This is a genomic window from Fibrobacter sp. UWH1 (assembly GCF_002210365.1).
Lineage (GTDB): Bacteria > Fibrobacterota > Fibrobacteria > Fibrobacterales > Fibrobacteraceae > Fibrobacter.
In genome coordinates, this window is sequence record NZ_MWQG01000003.1 from 112,126 (window position 1) to 135,507 (window position 23,382).

Annotated in this window: 19 protein-coding genes; 6 read left to right on the forward strand and 13 right to left on the reverse strand. The window is 49.1% G+C overall.

The genetic code is table 11. The features are described from left to right. Window positions 1-85 precede the first annotated feature (85 nt). Window positions 86-1,432 carry an MATE family efflux transporter gene (locus B7992_RS02510; protein ID WP_088665520.1) on the reverse strand — a complete coding sequence of 449 codons (1,347 nt, stop codon included), beginning with the start codon at window positions 1,430-1,432 and terminating at the stop codon, window positions 86-88. A gap of 234 nt (window positions 1,433-1,666) precedes the next feature. Here B7992_RS02510 and B7992_RS02515 point away from each other — a divergent pair, with 234 nt between their 5' ends. Together B7992_RS02515 and B7992_RS02520 are read left to right on the forward strand one after the other, a co-directional pair. Then, window positions 1,667-2,044, forward strand: a complete 378-nt coding sequence (locus B7992_RS02515) for an Hsp20/alpha crystallin family protein (protein WP_073159749.1) — start codon at window positions 1,667-1,669, stop codon at window positions 2,042-2,044. 335 nt (window positions 2,045-2,379) lie between these two features. Continuing rightward, window positions 2,380-3,738 carry a hypothetical protein gene (locus B7992_RS02520; RefSeq protein ID WP_073159747.1) on the forward strand — a complete coding sequence of 453 codons (1,359 nt, stop codon included), beginning with the start codon at window positions 2,380-2,382 and terminating at the stop codon, window positions 3,736-3,738. A gap of 78 nt (window positions 3,739-3,816) precedes the next feature. On the opposite strand, the gene B7992_RS02525 is transcribed toward B7992_RS02520, so the two are convergent. Then, the gene (locus B7992_RS02525) at window positions 3,817-4,911 is read right to left on the reverse strand and encodes an MBL fold metallo-hydrolase (RefSeq protein WP_073159871.1); all 1,095 of its coding nucleotides are present in this window, start codon (window positions 4,909-4,911) and stop codon (window positions 3,817-3,819) included. A 203-nt stretch (window positions 4,912-5,114) separates the two neighbouring features. After that, window positions 5,115-6,455, reverse strand: coding sequence for a phosphoglucosamine mutase (glmM, locus tag B7992_RS02530; RefSeq protein WP_073159744.1), 1,341 nt, complete (start codon window positions 6,453-6,455; stop codon window positions 5,115-5,117). Between the two features lie 122 nt (window positions 6,456-6,577). Between glmM and B7992_RS02535 the strand changes: the two genes are divergently transcribed. After that, entirely contained in the window at window positions 6,578-7,699 is a 1,122-nt protein-coding gene (locus B7992_RS02535; RefSeq protein ID WP_083542051.1) for a GGDEF domain-containing protein, read from the forward strand. Next, window positions 7,696-8,640: a bifunctional oligoribonuclease/PAP phosphatase NrnA gene (locus tag B7992_RS02540; protein WP_073159740.1), complete on the forward strand. Its 945-nt coding sequence runs from the start codon at window positions 7,696-7,698 to the stop codon at window positions 8,638-8,640. The genes B7992_RS02535 and B7992_RS02540 overlap by 4 nt, the downstream gene beginning before the upstream one ends. 54 nt (window positions 8,641-8,694) lie before the next feature. On the opposite strand, the gene B7992_RS02545 is transcribed toward B7992_RS02540, so the two are convergent. Further along, a complete protein-coding gene (locus B7992_RS02545; RefSeq protein WP_083539767.1) occupies window positions 8,695-10,686 on the reverse strand; it encodes a cellulase family glycosylhydrolase in 1,992 nt (663 codons plus the stop codon). A gap of 204 nt (window positions 10,687-10,890) precedes the next feature. Between B7992_RS02545 and B7992_RS02550 the strand changes: the two genes are divergently transcribed. Both B7992_RS02550 and B7992_RS02555 read left to right on the forward strand, forming a co-directional pair. Continuing rightward, window positions 10,891-12,030: a diguanylate cyclase gene (locus B7992_RS02550; RefSeq protein ID WP_083538194.1), complete on the forward strand. Its 1,140-nt coding sequence runs from the start codon at window positions 10,891-10,893 to the stop codon at window positions 12,028-12,030. A gap of 68 nt (window positions 12,031-12,098) precedes the next feature. Then, entirely contained in the window at window positions 12,099-13,157 is a 1,059-nt protein-coding gene (locus tag B7992_RS02555) for a GGDEF domain-containing protein (RefSeq protein ID WP_088665521.1), read from the forward strand. 26 nt (window positions 13,158-13,183) lie between these two features. Here the strand turns inward: B7992_RS02555 and B7992_RS02560 are convergent, their stop codons facing one another. From B7992_RS02560 to B7992_RS02600, 9 genes are all read right to left on the reverse strand, one after another. After that, window positions 13,184-14,236: a tetratricopeptide repeat protein gene (locus B7992_RS02560; protein ID WP_254795026.1), complete on the reverse strand. Its 1,053-nt coding sequence runs from the start codon at window positions 14,234-14,236 to the stop codon at window positions 13,184-13,186. Further along, window positions 14,229-14,876: an energy transducer TonB gene (locus B7992_RS02565; RefSeq protein WP_254795025.1), complete on the reverse strand. Its 648-nt coding sequence runs from the start codon at window positions 14,874-14,876 to the stop codon at window positions 14,229-14,231. Before B7992_RS02565 ends, B7992_RS02560 begins: the two co-directional genes overlap by 8 nt. A 142-nt stretch (window positions 14,877-15,018) precedes the next feature. Then, the gene (locus B7992_RS02570; RefSeq protein WP_073159736.1) at window positions 15,019-15,423 is read right to left on the reverse strand and encodes a biopolymer transporter ExbD; all 405 of its coding nucleotides are present in this window, start codon (window positions 15,421-15,423) and stop codon (window positions 15,019-15,021) included. Window positions 15,424-15,476: 53 nt separating this feature from the next. After that, entirely contained in the window at window positions 15,477-16,115 is a 639-nt protein-coding gene (locus B7992_RS02575; protein ID WP_170932316.1) for an FISUMP domain-containing protein, read from the reverse strand. A gap of 11 nt (window positions 16,116-16,126) precedes the next feature. After that, complete coding sequence (locus tag B7992_RS02580) at window positions 16,127-16,780, reverse strand: MotA/TolQ/ExbB proton channel family protein (RefSeq protein WP_073236044.1); 654 nt, start codon at window positions 16,778-16,780, stop codon at window positions 16,127-16,129. A gap of 2 nt (window positions 16,781-16,782) precedes the next feature. After that, on the reverse strand, window positions 16,783-18,318 hold the full coding sequence (locus tag B7992_RS02585) for a MotA/TolQ/ExbB proton channel family protein (protein ID WP_088665522.1): 1,536 nt from the start codon (window positions 18,316-18,318) through the stop codon (window positions 16,783-16,785). Next, on the reverse strand, window positions 18,318-19,169 hold the full coding sequence (locus B7992_RS02590) for a DUF3450 family protein (RefSeq protein WP_073236128.1): 852 nt from the start codon (window positions 19,167-19,169) through the stop codon (window positions 18,318-18,320). Before B7992_RS02590 ends, B7992_RS02585 begins: the two co-directional genes overlap by 1 nt. A gap of 42 nt (window positions 19,170-19,211) precedes the next feature. Further along, window positions 19,212-20,825 carry a hypothetical protein gene (locus tag B7992_RS02595; RefSeq protein WP_139259209.1) on the reverse strand — a complete coding sequence of 538 codons (1,614 nt, stop codon included), beginning with the start codon at window positions 20,823-20,825 and terminating at the stop codon, window positions 19,212-19,214. 43 nt (window positions 20,826-20,868) lie between these two features. After that, window positions 20,869-23,325, reverse strand: coding sequence for a TonB-dependent siderophore receptor (locus B7992_RS02600; protein WP_254917588.1), 2,457 nt, complete (start codon window positions 23,323-23,325; stop codon window positions 20,869-20,871). Window positions 23,326-23,382: the final 57 nt, after the last annotated feature.

Below are 23,382 nucleotides of genomic sequence, written 5' to 3' on the forward strand. Positions count from 1 at the left end.
AAAACAAAAATCACCCAATTTATAAGTATAAAAATAAAATCTCGTGGCAAAAAATGCGTTTACCACAATGGGAAATTTTTGTGTTTTAATTCTGTTTCTGGCGGCGGCGACGTTCTAACCAAGCGTAGACCGTGATGCAAATCACAACCGATAGGAAGGACCCCGACAAAGTGGCGATTCCCATAGGGAACAGGGTATCCGGATACCAGACCGAAGCGAGGTAGGCTCCGGGCACCCTGAGAGTCACAATGGACACGGCATTGTGAATAAACGAAGCAAGCGAAAGCCCGCAGGCACAGAAGTATCCGCTGAAGCAGAAATGAATTCCCGCCACCATGCAGTCAAAAACGTAAGCGTGCAGATACTGGGCCCCAAACTTTACAACCTGGAGGTCATCGGTAAATAGGGCAAGGACCGGTTCCGAAACGAACTGGAAGAGGATTCCGCAGACCAGGCCAAAACCGGCAGCGATACCGATGCCGCAATACAACGTCTGTCGGGCACGATCATAACGGTCGGCACCGATGCACTGGGCGCTAATGGCAGAAACCGTAGAGAGCATGGCCGACGGCACCAAAAACAGGAAGCAGATTATCTTTTCGACGACCCCCACCGCCGCGGCAATTTCAAGGCCGCGGGAGTTGGCAATCAGCGTAATAAACAGGAACGAAATCTGGATAAAGCCTTCCTGGCAGGCCACGGGGAATCCGATTTTCAGCAAGGACCACATAAGCGCCTTGTTCAGGCGGAAATCCCGTCGGCACAGCCCCACCCCAAAACGTACCCGTTCAAGCCGGATAGCCGCAAGGGTAACGACCACACAGAACAGCTGGGAAAGCACCGTGGCAAGCGCAGCCCCAATCGGCCCCATTCCCAGAGGCCCGACAAAAAGGTAATCCAGCGCAATATTCACCACGCAGGAAGCCGTCACAAAATACATGGGGCTCTTGGTATCGCCAAGACCGCGGAAAGCGGCGGCAATGACATTATAGGCCGTAATAAAGGGAACGCCCAGAAAACATATAACCAGGTAACGGACTGTTCCGGACACAGCCTCTGCAGGCGTCGAAAGCAACGAGACAATCTGGGGAGCCGTCGCCAGGAGCACCGCCGTAAACAGGATGGCCACCACAGCAAAGATCACCACCGTATTTCCGAGAATCCGGCTAAGGCTCCTATGACGCTTCGCCCCCACGGCTTGCCCCATAAGGACCGTCGCCCCCATGGTAAGCCCAATAAGAATTACCGTCACGAAATGCATGACCTGACTGCCAACAGCCACAGCCGTAATCCCCGCCGCATCGGTAAACTGACCGATAATGAACAGGTCCGCCATGCCGTAAAGGGTCTGCAAAAAGTTCGCAATCAAGAACGGGACCGAGAAAAGTCCGATGTTCTTTAGGATATTTCCTTCGTATAGATTGCGCGGCATAGGGGGTAATTTAGAAATTAAACGACCGATGTTGCAGGGTTGAAACACCATACGTTTCGGGATGAAATGAGTTTTATGGGGAACGCAGACAAAAAACGCATACTATAAAAAATTCGCCCAAAAGAACCGCTTTTTAAAAAGTTGGCACGGCCTTTGCAATAGGCAGGGTGTAAAAACAAAAAGAAACCCACGGCGAGTGCCGAAGGGCAAAAAAATTAAAAAAGAGGTAAAATCATGATCAATGCAAACGTTATCCCCACCGCTTTCTATGGCATCCAGAACTTCCTGGACAGCTTGAACGCCGCCAACGCCCAGGGCGAATGCAACTACTCTCCCAAGGCAGACTACTACGAAGTCGAGAATGGTTTCATGCTGGAAGTGGAACTGCCGGGCGTCAAGAAGGAAGACATCGACATCCAGGTAGAAAAGAACATCATCACCGTCAAGGCTTCCCGCACCCGCAAGGAAACCAAGACCACCTACGAACGTAGCTTCCGCCTGGCCGACGATATCGACTGCGAAAACATCAAGGTCGCCCTGGAAAACGGCATCCTGGCATTCTCCCTGGTGAAAAAGCAGCAGGCCGCCGCCCGCAAGCTCACCGTGGCCTAGGCCATAAAAAACAGCTCTTTATCTTCATTCGTACTCCTCCAATCCACCAAGAGGTTCCTCCCCAGAGGAACCTCTTTATGCGTTAAATTGGCCTTTTTGCGTTTTTTTTCGCGATATTTCGCCCTTTACAACATTTAACAACACCATTTATTCCGAATTGGAACATTTGCGAAGTTTTGGGCATAGATTTAAGTTGGTTTGGGGCGCTTTGCGCTTGGACATATTGTCCATAAAAAGGAAGTGTTCCTTATAGGAATAATCCACCTTTTTGAATAGATATAAATAGAGCGTATTACGGGCATTGAGTTCGTTGTACGATTTATAAAGGAGTAGTTATGAAAAAGAAGTTCGGTCTGGCCTGCGCAACATTGGTCGCCATGTCCCTAATGGCCTGCAGCGAAGACTCTACCAACACCATCACAAACACCGAAAGTCTGCTGGCCTCCAGCGCCTCCGTCGGTGAAGAACTGGGTGGCGATCCGGCCTTGAACCCCGATGTCAACCCGGACGTCCCCGGCGAAGAAGTTGGCTCCGGCAACGAAAATGTCGATCCCGGCATCCCCGGTGAAGAAGTTAATCCCGGTGAAAATGTCAATCCTGGCGTTCCCGGCGAAGAAGTTGTGCCCGGTGGAGAAGTTGTTCCTGGCGAGCCCGGCGAAGAGGTGAACCCCGGCATCCCTGGCGAGGAACCCAACCCGACAAGCTCCAATAGCGATCCCACTCCCGCCAGCTCCGATAGCGAACCTGTAATCGAAAGTTCCAGCGAAGTCGCCCTGGGCCCCACCGAAAAGACTTATGCATTTGGCTATGCCCTAAAGAACGCTCCGCGCCCCTCCAAAGGCTGCGGCAAGAATTCTACCTTGGTGAAGACCAAGAGCGTTGAAAACGGCGACCGTTTCGAAATGAACATCAACGGCGAAAACCGCGAATATTTCATTACCCTGCCGTCTAACTACGACAACAAAAAGCCATACAAGTTGCTCTTCGCAATGCATTGCATGGGCTCCAATGCAGAAGATTTCGTTCATCACTTCGCAGATCAGGACCATCCGTCTCCCTACTACGGTCAGCAGAAACTGGACACCGAAGGAAACTACATCTTCGTAGCTCCCCGCGGTGACACCGATGGCATGCCCTGGAGCATGTACAGCGACAAGGACCACAAGTTCTTCGACAAGCTCCTCACCACCATGGAAGACAACTACTGTATCGATACCTCCCGCGTGTTTGTCACCGGCTTTAGCTTCGGTTCCATGTACAGCTACTCCCTGGCAGAAGAATTCCAGGAAAGAGTCCGTGCTGTGGTTACCTACGCTGTGGCAGACTACAACATTTACGAACCCCACAATAGCGGAACTGAAAAGCAGCTGCCCATCGCCTGGATGAATGTTCACGGCAAGAACGACGGCACCTGCCCCTACAACACCGCCCTCACAAGCGCACTGCCCCGCGTTCTCAAGAAGAACGGCAAGGCATCTGACGGTGATAGCAAATTCACTGACGCCAGTTCCGAAAAACCCCAGGAAGTGGGCGGTTCCGGCCATCTCTGCTACGACTTCAAGAACGTTGATGAACGTTTCCCTGTGAAGTGGTGCAGCTGGAACGGTTCCCATCAGTGGACTGCTTTCGACAATGGCAGCTGGCAGAACACCTGGGTACCTGAAGAAGTCCACAAGTTCTTTGAACAGTTCTAAAGAATCTTAAATCCTCTCTCATTTAAAAAAGATTCCCTGTTTGTTGCAGGGAATCCTTTTTTTATTCAATCCTTTCGATTATTCAAGATAGAGGACTTCGCCCATCTGGGGCATCAGAACAGGTTTGCCGGATTCGCTGGCAGCCTGCTTCGCGTTTTCCAGAGGTTCCCGGTAATCGTGTTTCGACAGGGCGAATCGGGAATGATGAACGGTCAGATAGCGGTTGGCGTTCAGTTCCTTCATTTCCTGACCTAGATATTTAGGCATGGTATGTATGAAGGCCCAGTCAGGATTGTACTGACCGTTTTCAAGAACAGCCAAGTCGATATCCTTGAACTTTTCGCCTATGGTCTTGAAATGGGAACCGTAACCGGAGTCACCGCTGATCCATACGTTACGTTTAGGCGTCTTGAAATAGAAAGAAGACCAGAGGGTTCTATTCTGATGGAGTTCGCGACCGGAGAAATGTCGGGCCGGCGTAGAGACGACCTTAAAAATGCGGTCATTACCAGAGACGTCCTTTTCCTGATGCAAGACGGAATCTTCCCACCAGTCTAGTTCAATCAGCTTTTCCTTTGGATAACCCCAATATTCAAAATGTTCACCCACCCCAAGGCCAGTAATGACCTTGCCTACTTTAGGTTCCAACTCGACAACGGCCTCGTAATCCAGGTGATCCCAGTGATCATGGCTAATGACCAGATAATCGATGAAGGGGAAATCCTTGGGTTTATACACATCGGTACCCTTGAACATCTTATTGACAAAGCTAACCGGGGAGCCCGCATACAGAACAGGGTCTACCAGGACTTTCTTGCCAGAAAGGTTCATCAGGTAACTGGAATGCCCGAACCATACCAACCAATCCTTGTCGGCAGGGAGCGCCTTCAAGTCCGTGCGGATAACGGTCAACGAATCACCCTTGGCAGGGGCGATCTGCACGCCGGAATTGTCAAAGAGGAATTCCTTCCATACCTGCAGTTTGCTTTTCTTGTAAATCAAGTTGACGGTGGTATCAAGATTCACAAACTGTTCGCCGTTGTAATTCGGCGACTGTTTGATACGGGCAAGGCGTTCCCCCTGAGGCAGGCGGCCAAAACTTTTCTGACTTAAGAACAACACACCGGCATCCCCCAGCAAGAATAGGATTGAAAGGATAATCGCAGTAACCATATATTTCTTTTTCTTGAAAATCTTCATTAAGTATAAAATATAAGACCTAGAGCAAGCTCTAGGTCAATATATAATTCTTTAATTTTGAAAAAAAATTTAATGAGTTTTTCGAAAAACTCAGATAAGCAAGTTAGACTAGGCGCGAACCCCGAAGCCGTAGTTTCCTACGGCGAGAAAGGGTGAGCAACGACGTATAACGCAGCTTAGATGAGTTTTTCAACTTTACTGCAGAGGGCTTCAGCCTCTTCCGCCGTGGGGGCTTCGGCAATCACGCGGATCACAGGTTCAGTGTTGCTTGCGCGAACATGAACCCAGGACTTTTCAGAACCCAGCCAGAGGCCGTCGCGTTCATCCATGGTCCAGCCGGCGAATTCAGCCTTCACCTTGGGCAGGATTTCAGCAACGCTCTTGTTGCCCAGTTCAAACTTTTTCTTGGGCATGGAGTAAGCCGGATTTTCTGCAACGAACTTTTCGGGACCGCCATCGTGGTGAGCCATCCAGCTCAAGACCAGGGCTGCAGCCACCAGGGAATCGCGACCATAATGGAGGGCCGGCAGAATCACGCCGCCGTTACCTTCACCACCGATAACGCAACCGTTTTCGATCATCTGCAGGCTAACATTGATTTCACCCACCTTGGCACGGCTGAATTCACAACCGTACTTGGTAGCCACATCTTCGTTCATGCGGCTGGTAGAGAGGTTCACACAGACGGAGCCCTTCTTCTGGGAAAGGACTTCTTCGGTAGCAATGGCGAGAGTGTATTCTTCACCGATGCTGCGGCCAAGGCCATCCACCAGGGCGCAGCGGTCTGCATCCGGGTCTACGGCAAAGCCAACAGCACATCCGTTTGCCTTTACAGCTTCACGAAGGTCGCCCAGATTTTCGGGCAGAGGTTCTGCACCGCGGGGGAAAGTTCCGTCAGGTTCGCAGTGTACGCGAACCACTTCGCAACCCAACTGTTCCAGCAAGCGGGGCACGATGTAAGAACCGGCACCGTTCACGGCATCAACGGCCACCTTGAACTTCTTGGCCTTGATGGCTTCAACGTCCACAAAGGGGATGCCCAGGGTACCATCGATGTGGATACCGTCTGCATCGGGAGCCACTTCGTACTTGCCCATGGTGCGGTAGTCAGGGTAGCTGAACTGATTGGCGTCGGCCAATTCAAACAGTTTCTTCACATCATCGGGACCCAGGAATAGGCCCTTGTTGTTCAGGAACTTCAGGGCGTTCCATTCCAGGGGATTGTGGCTAGCGGTAATGATGATACCTGCATCGGCCTTAAAATGGGTAGTCAAAATTTCCACGGAAGGAGTCGTAGAAAGGCCAACATCGACCACGTCTACACCGGAAAGACGGCAAATTCCAGCCACATACTGCACAATGGCATCGCCAGTGGGACGGCTATCGCGACCGATGACAATACGCTTGGCCTGGGTAATTTCCAAAAAAGCACGAACATGGCTCTGCAAAACCTGGGGGGTAAGGGTATCGCCCACAATACCGCGAATACCCGAAATAGAACGCATCAACTTAGACATATTAAACTCCAATTTGGAACTGCAGAAAATATAAATTTTTCATACAAAAATCAGTCCATCAAGTAAACAACAGATTAGATATTATTATAATTTTAGAAAGGGTTGGGAAAAAAGGGTACTTAATGGAATCACCTATTGACATCCGAATGGCGCTAGGAACCGATATTATCGGTATGGTTCTGGTGATTATCATGATCATCGGCAACATTTGGCGTCTCCGTTTGAAAAGCAAGGAAAGTAAGCTGCTGATTGCCATGCTTGCTACCTGTTTTTCGTGCTGTCTTGCAGACCTGCTCTCCTTTGCAACAGACGGCATGGGAGGCCCCCACGCCAGATCAATCGTCTTCCACATGAATAGTTGGCTTTACGCCTCCAACTTCCTTTGCGCCCTCAGCTGGTTTGTCTTCCTCCAGGAACACTTCAAGGTGGAACTGGGTAGCCTGCAACGCAAGAGCATGCTGATTACCATCATCACTCTTCCCGCCATGCTGGTGGTCAATACGATCCATCCTTTTATCTATGATGTTGATGCCCAGGGTGTCTATATCCGCAAATTCGGCTACTGGATCTATATCTGCGTCAACTACAGTATCATTCTAAATTCCCTGTCCATCTACTACCTCAATTATAGGCAAGATGGCACCATCCGCTTCTTCCCCATTTGGCTTTATGCAATTCCCATCTTTGTGGCAACCGTAATCCAGTCCCTTTTCTACGGCGTATCTATCATGGCGCCCAGTTTCGCAGTCGCTATCGCAGGCGCCTTTACAAGCCTGCAGAATGAACGAGTCTTCCGCGATCACCTGACCGGTCTCTTCAACCGTCCGTTCCTAGATTACGTACTAAATCTGTATTCCCAGAAGGGACGCAAGGCGACAGGCATTATGATCAGCCTCTGCGAATTTGAAGAGATCAACGACAGATTGGGGCACAAGGGCGGAGACGAAGTCTTATGCAAAACTGCAGAAATCATCCATGACTCTGTCGGACAGTGGGGATCTATCCTACGTTATGCCGGCGACGAATTCATCATCATGGTGGATTCTCAGGAAGAAATGCATATTTCAAACTGCATTGAAAAACTCAAGATGAACTTCGACAAGTTCAACCGAGAAAACACGACGCCCTACAAGATCAAGGCCGCCATCGGCTTTAAGAAACACGAAGCCAGCAAGGAAACCGTAGACGACTTCCTGGACGGTCTGAAGATTTCTGTAAAGGCAGCAAAAAAGGAACTGACATGACCATCGACGAAATGCTTTCCCAGGCGAATACCGTAGCCATTTTTGGACATGTTCGCCCAGACGGAGACTGCATTGGCTCAACCCTCGGCCTCTTCAATTACATCAAGGACAACTATCCGCAAATCAGCGCCACGGTTTTTGTCGAAGGTTTTCCGGAAAGCTATCGCCTTTTAAGCGGGTCCGACCAGACGCTGCCAGAATACGACGGCCGTGACGTGGATTTGGCATTCCTGCTGGACACCCCCAGTTTTGAACGTTGTGGAGCCAAGGGCGCAGAGTGCCTAGCCAAGGCCAAGTTTACCTGCAACATTGACCACCACATTAGTAACCCGCTAAACCTCTGCAACGTGAACATCGTGGAACCCGAAGCCAGTTCCGCCAGCGAGGTTCTGTTCTATCAGCTAGACAAGAATAAGATCAGCAAGAACGCCGCCAACTGCATGTACCTCGGTGTCGTCCACGATACCGGAGCCTTCAAATTCAGCTGCACCAGCAAGCGCACCATGAACGCCGTTGGAGACTTCATCGACAAGGGTTGCGACTTTGCAAAGATTGTCAACGAGACTTATTATACCCGTAGCTACAAGCAAACCCTGATTACAGGTTTCGCCCTAGAAAAATCCAAACTGGCCTTGGACGGTAAAGTCGTTTACTCTTACGTCACTCCCGCCGACATGGAACGCTACGATGTGAAGCCCTTTGAAATGGGAACCGTAGTAGACACCCTCCGCGAAGTCAGTGGAACCGAAGTCACCGTCTTCCTCTACCCCGTCAACGGCAAATACAAGATCAGTCTTCGTTCCAATTACTATGTCGATGTCAACAAGGTCGTCAGCACCTTTGGCGGTGGCGGCCATGTCCGCGCTGCAGGTGGCGACACAGAATTGCCTCCCGAAGAAGCAATCAACCAAATCATCGACCTGATCAAGGAACAGCTTTAAACCAAAATGGCCCCGCATTACTGCGGGGCCGGTGGGTTGTAGGAGTGAAACTTCTTACTTCTTTACTGATATCCGCAGAGCCTTGCCTCTAGCGGATTTCATAATATAGACTCCGGACTTACGAGCCTGCAGACTGGCAGTAGCGTAAGCCTCGCCCAGATTTGCAGCCATGAATTGTCCAACTCGGTTGCCCTGCATATCGAACAGGGTGTAAGCCTCTCTACCATTATCCAGACGCAGGTTCATTTCCTTCAGGCTTTCAATGGAATCTTGTTCCACAATTTCCTGGGGAATTTCGCCCAGCATAAACCAGTCAATATTGGCGTAGCTTCCGGTAATGGCCAACTTGATTATATGTTCCCCGACAGTTAGCGTAACCTTTCCGGCGTCCACATTTTCATAGACATCCCACTTGTTGTCTGCAGTTTGGGGAATGGCGACGGTATCAGTCACAGCCTTGCCATCGACAAAGAGCTGCACACTTCCGCTGGTGCCGCCGGCAGCGGCACGGATCGTTAGCGGGTATTCGCCATCGGCATCCACATCCACCGTATATTCCAGCCATTCACCGGCAATGGTATAACCGACAACATAATTACCTTCTTCAATTTCTTCCAGGTCTACACCGTCTTCGCGATAGACGTTGCCCTTGTTCTCGTCATCGGCATCATAATAGGAAGTATTGTTTTCGCCAGAGCCGTTCACATCGTAGTTTTCAGCCTGGATCTTTCCGGGGAGCTTGATAGCCTCGGAGCCAAAAGGCTTCTGGGGAATAATGGGTGTCACGTAAATACGGTAGGCGTTATAGACATTGGTAATCTTGATGGGAACCGTAATCTTTCCGTTGCTTACGGTATATTCCTTGCTGGATTCCGGAGTCGTCGAGGGAACGGCGGTATCCTTATCTTTCCAGGTCACATATTCCACAGCCACATTCACCTTGCTTCCGAAAGCGGCAGGGACACCGGCAATATCCACGGTTACATCGCCGAGGGTATTTCCACCTACAACGATGCTGGCAAAATTTTTCTTCACGTCGACAGCGGCAAATCCATCCACGCCATCGCTCTTGTCGTTAGGAGGAGTCACCTTGGCCATATAGCCACTCATGTCGCCATACCACTTGTACAGATGCCAGCCACCACCGCGTTCGTTCTTGGCGGTAAGCAAGCTTCCCAGACGACCCGGCAAGTTGGTGAACCACCAGGAAATCATGGCACTTTCTACACCATGGCGTTCAAACTTCGCGATGAAGGGAACAGAAACACCCGGGCATCCTTCTTCCAGATGTTCATTGGAAGAGTATTCATTGATACTGATTGCACGAGGAGTAACGTTATACTTTTTTTCCAGATTGCGGTAATTCTCGATCGCTCCAGCCAAGCCTTCAGACCCCCACTGATGCCAGCTAATCACATCGGGCATACAGTTGTTGGCGGAACAGTACTTCACGAATTCTTCCATCTTGGAAGCGTTATACCAAGAGTAAGAAGGTCCCACAATCCTTTCTTTGGGATCCAGCTGACGGAGCAAATCATAAGTCTGCTTCCACAAACCCGAATTAAAGTCAATGGTAGTGGATTTCCAGGTATCGTTAGGTTCGTTCCAGATTTCGTAACCGTCAAAATTCTGAACTTCAGAGGCCTTCTTGTCGTTCACCACGGCGGTCACTTCCTGCTTCCAGGAATTCATATCCTTGAACCGATAGGGCCAACCAGGCAAAATGTCCGCCAGGCGGATCTGCACCTTTCCCGTGGTGTTCTTAATACGGGGAGACACCAGGAACGCGCCTCCAATGGGCTGCTGACGTCCCTGTCCGCTGCGGGCAGGAGCCAGGAAGACGTTGGGCTTCAGGGGAGCCACATCCTTGTCGATATCCAGCGGATATGTTTCAGTTAGACCGTAAAGGGAGCCCGTGGCCACATGGGTCACGGGTCTTATGCTATCCCCCAAATTCACAGAAAGAGAAGTAGCCGCACTTGCCACCCCCATGCCGGCGAAAGCCACAACCGCCAACGCACCCTTTACAGAAAAACGCAATCCCATACATCCTCTTTTTTTACGTTTCGTTATAGTCTAAACATAAATTTCAAGCCCCCCTATAACCATTACCTCTCCAAAAACACTTTTGCAGTTTTTGCAAAAACCAAACCTCACATCCATCTTTACATTTTTTTGCAAAAGTGCAACATTTGAACAATTTGATATTATATTTTTCTTACAACAGGACGGTTTTTTACGGAAAAAGGTTTGAATCTTACAGCAATCTATGTCGCCAATAGCTTCGGCATCATGCTTATCGGCATTCTGCTTATAAGCAATTGGAGCCGTCTGCGCGAAAAAAACATAGAAAGCTGTTGTCTGCTCCTAATGATGATTTCGGCATTCATGGGTTGCGTCATCGACCCCTTCGTTTTCGCATGCGATGGCCAGCCTGGAACATTAAACCGTTTTGTCGTACAGGCGGGCAATTCCCTGCTTTACGCAGCCGACATGTTCGGCTCCTTCTTCTGGTTAATATTCCTGAAAAGCCATCTCAAAATCAAGCTCTCCCTGACCCACAAGTACATTCTCAATTGCGCCCTGATGCTGGGTATAGCCATTATCCTGGTTAACTTTTTCCTCCCGATTATTTTCGAAATATCGGATTCCAACACCTATATCCGTCGGGCAGGTTACTGGTTCTTCTGTGTCATTGACTATGGATTCATGATTGACAGCATCGTCCTTTACCTGATCTGCAGGCATCGCGGCGGTTACATGAAAAACTTCCCCATCATAGTCTACCTACTCCCCCTCCTGGCAGGTAATGTGGCTCAGTCCCTGATTTACGGCATTTCAACCATCTCTTCCTGTTTTACCATTTCTATTGCAGGCCTCATGGCCAGCCTCCAGCGCGAACGCATTTACAGGGATAAATTGACCGGCATCTATAACTTTGCCTACCTAGACGTACTCGAAGGGCAATATATAGGCAACACCCGCCATAACGTATCGGGAATCATGATCAACCTGAACGGGTTCAAGAAAATGAACAAGGAACTAGGACGATCGACCGCAAACAATGCCCTCAAGGACGCAGCCAAGATTATAGCCCATTCCATCGGTGAATTAGGAACAGTGGTCAGATATGCCAGCGATGAATTCATCGCCATCGTGAACACGCAAGACGAAATGGCCATCAACATGTGTATTGCCAGCATCAAGTCCGCTTTCAGCGAATTTAACAGGGATCCCAGAAACTCCTATAAAATGTCCGCCTGTTTCAGCAGCTGCAACATCAACCCGGAAAACGACATTTCCGCATTCCTTGATGAAATCAGCAAACGTATGCTAGAAGAAAAGGCTGACTTCTACAGTCAAGGTGAAAATAATCGCCGGCGAGCATAGTCCAACTTGGAACTTATTTATTTCTGCAAACCATCAAAAAAAAAGTTTGGTTATTTAGTTTTTCCTAGATGCGTTTACTGCCAATAGATATCGACCCCCAGGAATTTTATAAGTCCAAGTACTTGTTCTACCACAGGTTCACTTTTTGGGTTGCAATCATCGCATCCTTCTGCATGGTAACCTACTTCGTTTCGGACTGTCAGATTTTCGGATACACAGCCTGGGAAGTTCTGCCCATGCGCTTGTTCCCTCTGGTCATAGCAGCGGGACTCGCCATCCTTAGCCGAAAGACCACCAACTACAAGATTATGACCGTCGCCACCTACCTGACGGTCCTTTCGGTGTTGTGGTGTACAATCTGGGTCGTCTATTACCTTCCCGACAAGACTCATTTTGGTGAAGGTTCCGTCATCAACCAGTTCCTGTTTTTTGCAGTTGGATTTGCGGCCCCCTGGCACTATGTAGTCGCCGTCAGCGGGATTGTACTCGTTTCTATTCTGGGCACAGACTGCATTATCCACTACCCCAATTTTGACATCCTTATTTCCCTGAATCTCCCCTGCCTTATAGGAACGACGGTAGCCCACTTCTTTATGCAGAAACTCTACATCAAGCATTTCAGGGCTCAGAAGATGCTCGAGTACATTTCTATGTACGACCAGCTTACCGGAGCCAACAGCCGAAATGCCATCCAGAATCTGATCAAGGTAGAAAACAACCAGTTCATCGATGACTTGACAAGACCCCTATGCGTCGCCATGTTCGACATCGATTTTTTCAAGGCCGTCAATGATAACTACGGTCACGCCAAGGGCGACATCGTCCTAAAGGATTTTACCGCGATCGTAAAGAAGAACATGAGACAGGGCGATTATTTCATCCGATGGGGTGGCGAAGAATTTGTGCTGCTGATGCCCAACACCTCCATTAAACACGCCATGAGTCTCGTCGAGGGAATTCGCAAAAAAGTATCCCAGGCTAAAAGCAAGGTTTGCCCCATCACCATTTCGGCAGGGGTTTCCCGATACGACGGAATGGATTACAAGAAAGCCATTGACCAGGCGGACCAAGCCCTTTATAAAGCTAAGGCCGCCGGCAGGAACAACGTGGTCCTATTCGAAGAATAGAATTATTGGTTGAATTTTTGGTTGATTTATTGGCTGGACGTCAGATCCAGAATGTCAACCTGAATTGTGGCATCGTCAGGATAATACTTAAGAGCGAGATTCAGAATTCGAAGGGCTTCGTCATCCCGTTTCTGGGCGTGGGCGTCATAAGCCAGATTCTTGAAACCATAAACCGCTTCGGCGTTGCCATGTTTCGCTGCAATCTCATAAGCAGATTCTGCACGTTCCAGGAACTTGGCGTCATAAGCCAGGTTCCCGAGGAAGATGGCCGCATCCACAAAATCCGGCTTGATCTGCAAGACATTATTCAGAATATCCATGGCCACAAACTGCTTGTTGTCTTCAACAAGGACGTCGGCAAGCTTATACATGGTATTCACATCGTCGGGACGAATGGAAAGGGCTTCGCGGTAAGCGCCTGCGCTCTGCTCATAATTTTTCTGCAGGCGGAAAACATCACCCAGGTAAACCAGGAAGTCAATTTCTTCCGGGTGGGAAGTATAGCCTTCGCGAATCACGGCAACAGCGCGATCAAAATCGTCTACAGCAATGTTCGCTTCTGATAGCTGGTACACAATGCTAATGTCGGACTTGTCCAAGGCATAGGCTTTTTCTACTGCCTTCAAGGCGCCAATCTTATCGCCCGTCTTGCTGTAGGCTTCGCCAAGATAAAGCCAGCCGCTAATGTTATTAGGTTCCAGCTTTAACGCACGATGATAAGCGGCCACGCATTCTGGGAACTGCTTCAATCTAAAGTAAACGCTGGCCATATTAAACAGTGCCGGAGCGAAAGTTCCATTGGAATAGTCTACCGCCTTACGGTAGCTTGCTGCAGCCTCGGGATACTTTTCGGACTGATAATAGGAATTGGCAATATTGAAACTTACCGCAACGGGATCAGCCCCGCGGTCAGCCGCCTTGCGATACAATGTGATGGCCTGCTTAAAGCGGCCTTCACGATAAAGAGCATTGGCGCGATCCATAACATCCGATGCAGACTGTGCCGCAAATGCAGAAATCGCTAGAACAAATGCGAAAAGAATAATCAGGCCCTTCAAGGCTCGTTTAGTCCTAATCATGGAACTTCACCTCGAACGGTTGTTCCATTCCGCAGAAAGGCACCGCCTTACCATCTTTTTCTGCAGGTTCAAAAGTCATACGGCTCAAGGCATCCTTACCAGCCTGGCCAAGGCCAGATCCCGCCGGAGATTCCTCCACAATGCGGATATCATAGGCACGCCCGCTGGCATCGACGCAGAAAGTCAAACGCAGGCTGGCGTCAATTTCGCGATCACGAATCTGGGCGGGGACTTCAAACTGGGGCATAGATCTGCTATTAGGTTTCTTGTCGACATCGCCAGACTGATTGGCCATGGCGCCACCGCGAAAATCAGAGACCAGTTCCTCGCTAATGGCCGCACCGCCACCGCCTCCAGCAACCCCAAGATTCATGGCCATGCGGGGGCCCGCCTTGGGGGAACGGGAATTGGACTTCTGACGGTTAGGTTTGCGGGCAGGCTTTTTCTGTTCCTGTTTCTTCTGGACTTCTTCGGGTTTCTTTACGGCAACTTCTGTTTTTACGAATTTCTTCTGGGCATTCATCTTTCCAGAAATGAACAAGTTTGCGACCGTCACCGAAAACACCAGCAGAAGGCTGCTGAGTACCGCAACAATCAGCACAGAAAAACGTTTAACCAGTTTTAGAACAAACTTTATCATAAGGCGAAAGGCAAATATGAGTTACGAGATATGAGATATTTAGGGTCTCGTGCATTCATGGGATTCTGAAACAAGTTCAGAATGACTGTCCACACAGCTTACTTCTTTCGTATCTCGTAATTCATATCTCATAATTCATTGTTTAGTCCGCTTGTGCAGCGATTGACACTTTTTTCACTCCACTTAAATTACAGGCGTCGATTACTTGAACCAGCACCCCAGTTTCCGCACCTTTATCCGCAATAATCACGGCTTCACGATCAGGCGTCTTTGCAAGAGTCTGCTTTAGAATATCCTGCAGGCTGGCCAAATCCACCTGACGTTCGTTAATGTGGATTGTACCTTCGCGGGTAATGGCCACCAGGATATTTTCCTTTTCCAGCTGCGAGGCACTCTGGGCTTCGGGCTTTGTCACATCCACGCCAGTTTCGCGAGTAAAGCTAGAAGTCACCACAAAGAAAATCAGCAAGATGAACACAATGTCCATCAAAGGGCCCATATCGATGCCCATATCCTTTTGCTTTCGGCGAGGTAAATTAAAATCCATTTTTTAACTCTTACTCTAAAGGTATGCTTTGTTTTTTTTGCGAACCCAAAATCCTACATCTTCACACAGCGAACCGCAAAGGCATCTGATTTTTCGGCACGGTTGATGCTGCTGGCATACTCCCCTTTTTTAAGGGTAAATACATCTTTCGCCTTTCCGTTAGTTTCGCTCCAGAAATAAGCCCGCGTTCCAACCTCAGAAAATTTGGAGACGTGCAAGTCGTAACGTCCCAGCGCCAAGGCAGAGAACCCAATTTCGTCAGAGCCCTGCTTTTCAAATTCGTGCCATAGACAGAATCCCGGATTTTTCTTGCAGGCCTTCTGCATGGCCGCAAAATCCTTAGCCTTGGGTATCCTCCAGCCTTCAGGGCACAAGGTCGACAATTCCTCGATGGTGTAATAACGGCCCACCTTGTCGCAGCCGCCATATTCCTGATTGCAGAAACTTTTTTCGGAAGCGAACCTCAGATTATCCTTCATCCAGACAGCGTCGCCAATTTTCACATAGCGGTACACCTGGTTATCGCGGGCATCTACGAAGGATTCCCCATTTACGATTTCCATGGAAATTTCAACCGCGGGTTCAGCCGTCACTTCGTTTTTTCCCGCCTTATATTCTTCAGCGGATTCCTTAGAAGAGCAGCTCATTGAAACGAGGCCCAGGGCGAGCAAAACAAAAAATTTGAATTTCATAATCAGCCTCATTATTCCCGACCAGAGGTCCAGTTTTCAATAATCGTAGCGCCAAGTTCTAACTGTTGAGTCAGGTATTCAATACGTTCGTCCAGGCGCTGTTTTAACAAGGTCAGCGGAAACGCAATGAGCAAACCGCTCTGTGTAGAAATTAGAGCTTCAGAAATACCGTCTGCCATAAGGACCGGATTCTGGTTTCCGTAAAGGGTAATAACTTCAAAGGTAGACACCATGCCGGTAACGGTTCCAAGCAAACCCAACAACGGAGCCGCAGCCGCCATCACCGAAACAATGTGAGTTCCCTGCTGCATATAGCGCACGGTCTTGATCATGCGCACTTGCATGTAGTCCTGATAATCTGCCGGAGTATCGATAGCCACCTTCAAGGCCAAATGAAGTTCACGGGCCACAATTCCGCCACGTTTCTTCAAATGCCTACGGGCGGTTAAACCGCGGCCGCTTACACTTTCATGCAAGTCCTTGCGAAGGCGATCCACAACCTTGTGGACATCCTTACGGAAGATATCTCGGCCAATGCGAATCCAGGCAGAATACAGAAAATAGAATCCGATGGCACCGCACAGCAGAATAGGGAGCATCACGACGCCGCCGGCGCCATAAGTGCTCTGCAAAGCTTCTATGAATATGTACCAACTGTTATTCAATTCTATGCCTTGGGGAAAATCTTATTCAACAAGGTCGTACTCTGCACATAAAGTTCGCTGGTCACCTTCTCGATTTTTTCACTGAGAAGGCCATGCAGAATCATCACGGGAATGGCAATAATCAAACCGGTTTCTGTCGTAACAAGGGCTTCAGAAATACCTCCAGCCAAAACGCGGGCATCATTAGTTCCCACTTCCGTAATCACATTGAACAAGGTGATAATACCGGTCACAGTACCCAGCAAGCCCAACAGCGGGGCGATGGAACCCATGGCGGCAAGCAATCCCATTCTGCGTTCCAGTTTCGGCTGTTCACGAAGCAAGGCTTCCTGCAAGGCACGCTCCGCCGTTTCGCGGGAATCCCTGGCGCGATTCACCACCGCAAACATAACCATGGAAAGGCTATTCATATGCTTCAGGCAATAATTGGCGGCATCATCATAACGCTTTTCATCAACCAGGGAATGCACCTTCTTCACAAAACGGCGACCGACGCGACCACGGACTGTGAGCATGATAAAACGTTCCAGGCACAGGAGCAAGGCGAAAGCGGCCACCAGCATCAAGGGGTACATCACAATGCCACCCTTCTTGAAGAAAGCCTGCAGTTCCTCTTTCCAGGTCAATTCCTTGGTATCGGTAATGGAATTCTTTACAGCCTTATTCTGGAGAACATCCAGCGGGACGCTGACCACGGCCGGAGCGGAACCGGCTTCGTTTACAGCACCACGAATACCTGCAGAAAGTTCCATGGGCAAGGTTGAATTCCATTCGAAAATCTTACCCTGCAGAGCACCGGAACGGAGCAGGGCCTGAACTTCGCCAAGACCATCGGCAGATCCGTCTGTAGCCACTTCGCCCAGAAACACCGTACCCAGACGCAGGCGGTTCACGTTAACATCGGGGCGACTTCCCACCTGGGATTTTTCGTTACCGTAAGACTGAGTGTAGGTCAGTTCATGTCGACCCAGAACATCTTCCAGGTAGGTACGCATGGCGGCAAGCGTATTGGGATTCTTGGCATCCGCATCATTCTGGGCTTTCTTCAGGCGCAACAGACGATCGTTCATTCCCACCGGATAATCACCCGTCACTTCGCCCAGGGATTTTTCAACGGCCAGTTTCACCTGGGTATTGAAATTATCGTAAGCCCCTTCATCGGACTTTGCCTTTTCTTCCGCATCCGTAGTCAGATCCTTGCTGGCCTGAACTTCTTCGTTGACGCGGCCTAAATCCGTAGAAAGCTTGGAATAGCGGCCATCCAATTCTCGGGTTTCAGTTTGATGTTCTTCTGTCAGCTGAGTTTCATTATATCGCTTACGCCAATGTTCAGCTTCCAGTTTTTCAAGGGAATCGGCCTTCTGCAAACGAATGCGGGTAAGGGCATCCACTTCACGCTGCAAGTTCTTGAATTCCTCACGTTTCAGGGAATCCAAAATCAAGGCGCTATCGACTGCGGCAGACTTCTTGTCGCTGGACCAAGGCCAGGCAAAAGCAGAGGAAACGCACAACAAGGCAATCAGAATCAAGTTCTTCATTACTTGCCCTCCTTCACAATAGAGAGGCTTACGGGCAGCGTTACCATCTGAGGCGGCTTCTTGGCCTGTTTCACATCGATGGCAAACTTTACTGCGGCACGTTCTTCCAAATTCAGGTCTTCATTCCATTCGTATTCTACAGAAGCACAGCCCTTGCCCGCATCGCCGGCACACTTGCGAACCAGGGAACCGAAAACCGTTGCATTTTCATCGGCGTAGACCATCCACTGATTTCCGATACGCAAAATCTGTGCGTTGATCAGTTCACCATTTTTACGGGTCAGCGGAGAATTGATGATGGCCACTTCATCACCAAACTTGGTCTCTTCGGCAATGAGCGCCTTGAGGCGGGAGAAAGATTCTTCGGCAGAAGCGTTTCCACTTTCTATATCGCGGGTCAGGGACTTTACACGGTCCAGGCGAACGTCACGATTCCAAGGCAAAGTCTGCCCCACCTGAAATTCCAGCTGCTTGCTGAGGGAAGCCAACGTGGTCATGAGCGCCTTGCGCTTGGCGGCCACATTGTCGCTACGGTTCTTGGCACGAGCCTGCTTGTTGCGTTCATCATTCAGCTGAGCGGCAACAGCCTTGATCTTGGTATTCAAGGAATCGATTTCAGCCTTACGACGTTCCGAGTCCGACTTATAGCGATCCTGCAAAGTCTTATAGCGTTTTTCGTCTGCCTTCAGCATGGAATCCGTAGCGGAAATCTGCGAATTCAATTTTGCGATTTCGCTGTTAAGGGTTTCCTTCTGCAGTTGCAGATCCCGAATGTCGGAATCCACGTCGGCGAAGACGTTACCGGCAAACACCGCAACGAACATTAAAAAAGCCAGTGTTTTTATTTTCATATTCATACTCGTTCTCTTAAACACTTCAAATTACAAATTCTGTTACCGCTTGCACTGTGCATCCTTGGGGTGTTCCTTGCACCAATTGTCCACCACCCTTTTCAAAATCGGAGACTGGATTTCTTCAAGATAATAACGGCTAACCAAGGCGGTTCCGCACTGAGGATATTCAGAAATATTCCAGTCACGGTCAGAACACCATTCCCAAAGGGATTCCTTGCACTTATTTTTTTCCAGATTTATCTGGCACTGTTCAAGCAGACTATCGCAACTGGCCACACGGTTGCTTACAAAATCGCTGTTTGCGCAGAACATGAACAAAGCCTTATCATTGATGGAACCCTTCTGAGAAACAATCTTATCACGGTTTCCACGGCCCCACCACCATTCATCATCGTTCTTGGCAATTTCATCGATGTAGTCATTCCACGCCACCTTAAAATCATAAGTGTCAGACAATTCAATTCTGACCTTTTCGGCAACAGAAACACAATGGCTCTTGATTGCGAGGAGATTTACCTTTACACCATCATCCGTCTGCTCTTTCTCAACACAAACCGATTCCTCTATTAAGCGGCACCACTTCGTTTCAAACGGAACATGTTCCGCCATGCCACCTTCCTGCAGGCAATCCCAGCCACGCATATGCGTGTACGTCACATAATTTTCTGCAGACACTTCCATCAGCAAGGAATCCTTCAGCATGCCGCTAAACACGCCCGTTCCTCCGTTCACGTTGCTCTTGGGCACCACACGGGAATCACTGATGGCCTCCAGCACCGTATTCACATAATCCGAATAAGCCTGATCGGTAGCATAGAAATAAATGGTAGACTTGCCGACAGGAACAGTCATTCCGGGATACTCCATTGTGTCCAACGAATTTCGACCGGCCACCATCATACGGGTCATAAAGCCCATGCTAGCCGTACTTTCTTCAGGCTTCTTTGTTGAAACGCCGCCATAACCAGTGGAGTCGGGATCCAAGAACGAACCCAGCATATTGTTTATGGTGGTATTCATGGACTCTCCACCTTCCATCTTATCGTAGGACATGGTCATAAGAACACCACGGACACTTTCGTCATACTCCATGGGAATTTTATAGGTCTTCACATCATTGGGAAATCCCAGGAATTCAAAAGGCAAGTAGCTGTAATCATTTTTGACAAAGGCGGCATCATCCTTGACACTAGGCGGAATGACGCCCTTAGCGTGAATCTTGGTAGGAATATTCGTTTCAGCCTTCATCTTGGAAGTCACCTTGTGGCCCGCGCTATCCCACTTGAAGGTTGCATTCATAGTGTAGGATTTGCCAGGAATACCTGCATAACCCACTTCATCCATACCAAAGCAATTAGGCTTTCCTTTGGATTCCAGAGATTGCAACTGGGCTACAGAATCCCCTTCTGCACGGCCAAAATTTCCTGACACCGTCACACTGGCACTATCATAGAAAGCGAAATTTTCCGCAGAGGTTTCGTCCAATTCATACACCTTGGAAAAGCAGACATAGGGCGATTCATCGGCTACGATATAGCCGAAAGTATAGATACCGCGGTACACTTCCGTCTCTTCCGGATAGTAAGTCCAAGGCCCCTGAAAATCACAGGCCGCGAGAATAGTAGATAGTAGGAAGTAAACAGTAGGAAGCAAAACACGAGTTAAGGCTTTTCTTGTCCGAGAAGCCTCACACCTATTAGAAGTAATACTCATAATTGATCATGATCGGCAAAAAGGGGAACTGAGAAATCGAGCTATACTCCGGCGGGTTCTTGTCGGTATCGTAGTAGGAATAGAACATATTTTCGTGGTCCGTCAGATTGATAATGGTCCAGCTGAAGTTCCACTTGTTTTCACGTCCAATATCGATGGCCTTTACGTCAATACGGAAGTAGGGCGTCTGGCGGCCTGCATTGCGGGAACCAGGGATAACCTGGATATTATCGGTATACTTCTGATCTTCCATTTTCTGCTGGTAGAAATAGCCTAGATATTCACTGATAGGCATGCCTGCAGAATACTTCATGACCACAGAAGACCTAAAGTAACGTCCCTTAACCTTGTGAGGCTTTAATCCATCTTCACCCCTCCAGTTAATACCCGCATCCAGCTTTAAGGCATAGGGCTGGTGCCAACTGGGGAAATAGGGTTTAGTACCGTCATTGCTTTTAAGAACGCTGAGACTCTGGCTCCAGTTAATGCCACCGAAGATCGCACCCTTTTCACGACGGAGTGAAAGTTCGTAGCCCATGGAATAACCTTCGGCCGTTCCGAAATTATCCGCCATCAAAAAGTCCGCAGAAGCGGTTTCATCTGTTGAATCCTGAACCATCATGAAGGTGTTCAAGTTGTTCTGCGTCTTGAAATAGGCGCCTGCAATAAAATCAAGTTCATCTGCAATCTGGGCCTGTTTGTATTCCACCGCAAAGAGGTTGGATCGAGCGGGCTTCAAGTGCTTACCCTTGCTGGTAGTTACCGACGGGTAGTAGAATTCGTTAAGAGCTTCGCCGTCACCGAACATAATGGAGTTCATATACTGCAGGTAGTGTCCAGCATAAAATTCCAAAGTCTTCCGATCATCGATGTTCCACACCAGAGACAGGCGAGGTTCAATTCCAAAATCCTTGGACAGGTCCTGATAATTCAGACGCAACCCATAAGTAAACAGCCAGTCCTCATTCAGGCGCCAGGCATCCTGCCCATAAAGAACATGGTGCAAAGGCTTCTGGACATCTTCCACCCTCATACTGGAAATGTATTCATAGAACTTATCCCAGTCATATTCCAGTTCATAGCCAAAGGTTAGAACATGATTATCGATTCCGCGGAAATTGAGCCACTGCTTTGCCGCAAAGGTATAAAGGTCCTGACCGATATTAATCAAGTCCGTCAATTTCATTGTCTGGTAAAAACGGCTGTACGCCAAAGTGGCATTATAATCCCAATCGCCAAAGCGGTGGTAGAAATTAATGGGAACAGCCACATTACCCCAGTCCACATAAAGGGGATCAAATTCAAGAACGTCCTTGCCGGTGTAGAAGCTGAACTTCAATCGGGTATCCTGATCGAAATCATACATGAACGTTCCCTGCAAATCGGTAAACTCGTAATCGATGGCCAAATCCAGAACACCCAGGGCCCGGCACAAATCCAGCATATAGCCGATGTAAGTGGTACGGCCAGCGATCACCCAACGGGCATCACCCACATGGCCTTCGGTATGGAGCTGGGCGGCAAAAGTGCTAATCTTAACGCTGCTACGGCTGAACCATTCCTCCGTAGTATCGCTACCTCCGGCGCGACCATCCATTTTCAAAACGGAACTCAGACGGTTGCCGTACTGGGCAGGGAATCCACTCTTGTAGAACTGCACACCGTCAATGGTTTCCACCAGGAAGGTACTGAACAATCCGAAGAAATGGGTTGGAGAATACACCACCGCGTTATCATACAGGAACAGGTTCTGGTCGGCGGCCCCACCGCGCACATAAATTTTCGTACTGAAGTCAGAACTGGCAACCACACCGGGCAACTGCTGGATACTGCGGATCACATCCGCTTCGCCTAGGCCGGGCATGCGCTTGATACTCTTGGCGCTAACAACGGACTCACCAGGTTTGCGCTTGGGGCGACGACGTAACTGCACCACCACCTTCTTCATTTCGGTCACCTTGCCGTTGCTTCCTGCAGCCAAAAGGGCATCCACATCTACATCTTTTTCCTGAGGATCGTTCTGTAGCGAGTCGTTTCGCGGTTCCACGGAATCTGCTGCAGCCACAGCAGTCTTGGAATCGTCACCATCAGCCGTACCAGTAGTTCCCTCATTAGCCTCGGCAACAGATTCCGTCAACCCGGCATCGCCAATGACTGAGCTAAAAACACTATCCTGGCCATGGTAGACCAACTCATAGCATTTTTCCTTTTCGGCGCCACTGGTGTCGGAATTGGTAACGCAAACATTCCACAGGGTATCTTCGGGAAGCATCACCTGGAAATTTTCACCCACGACCGTTTGCAGGGCTTCGCCAGTTTCAAGAATTTCCACATTCAGTTTTTCACCGGGAGCAAAGGAAGAATCCTGAACCATGCCGTAAAACAGAATCCCTTTCTGTGCAGCAAGAGACGCCCCCTCACCAGCGGCTTCCTGCGCCACTGCCAAGACAGGCAACAAAAACATTGCAAGGTATAAAAGAAGTTTTTTCAAATCGTC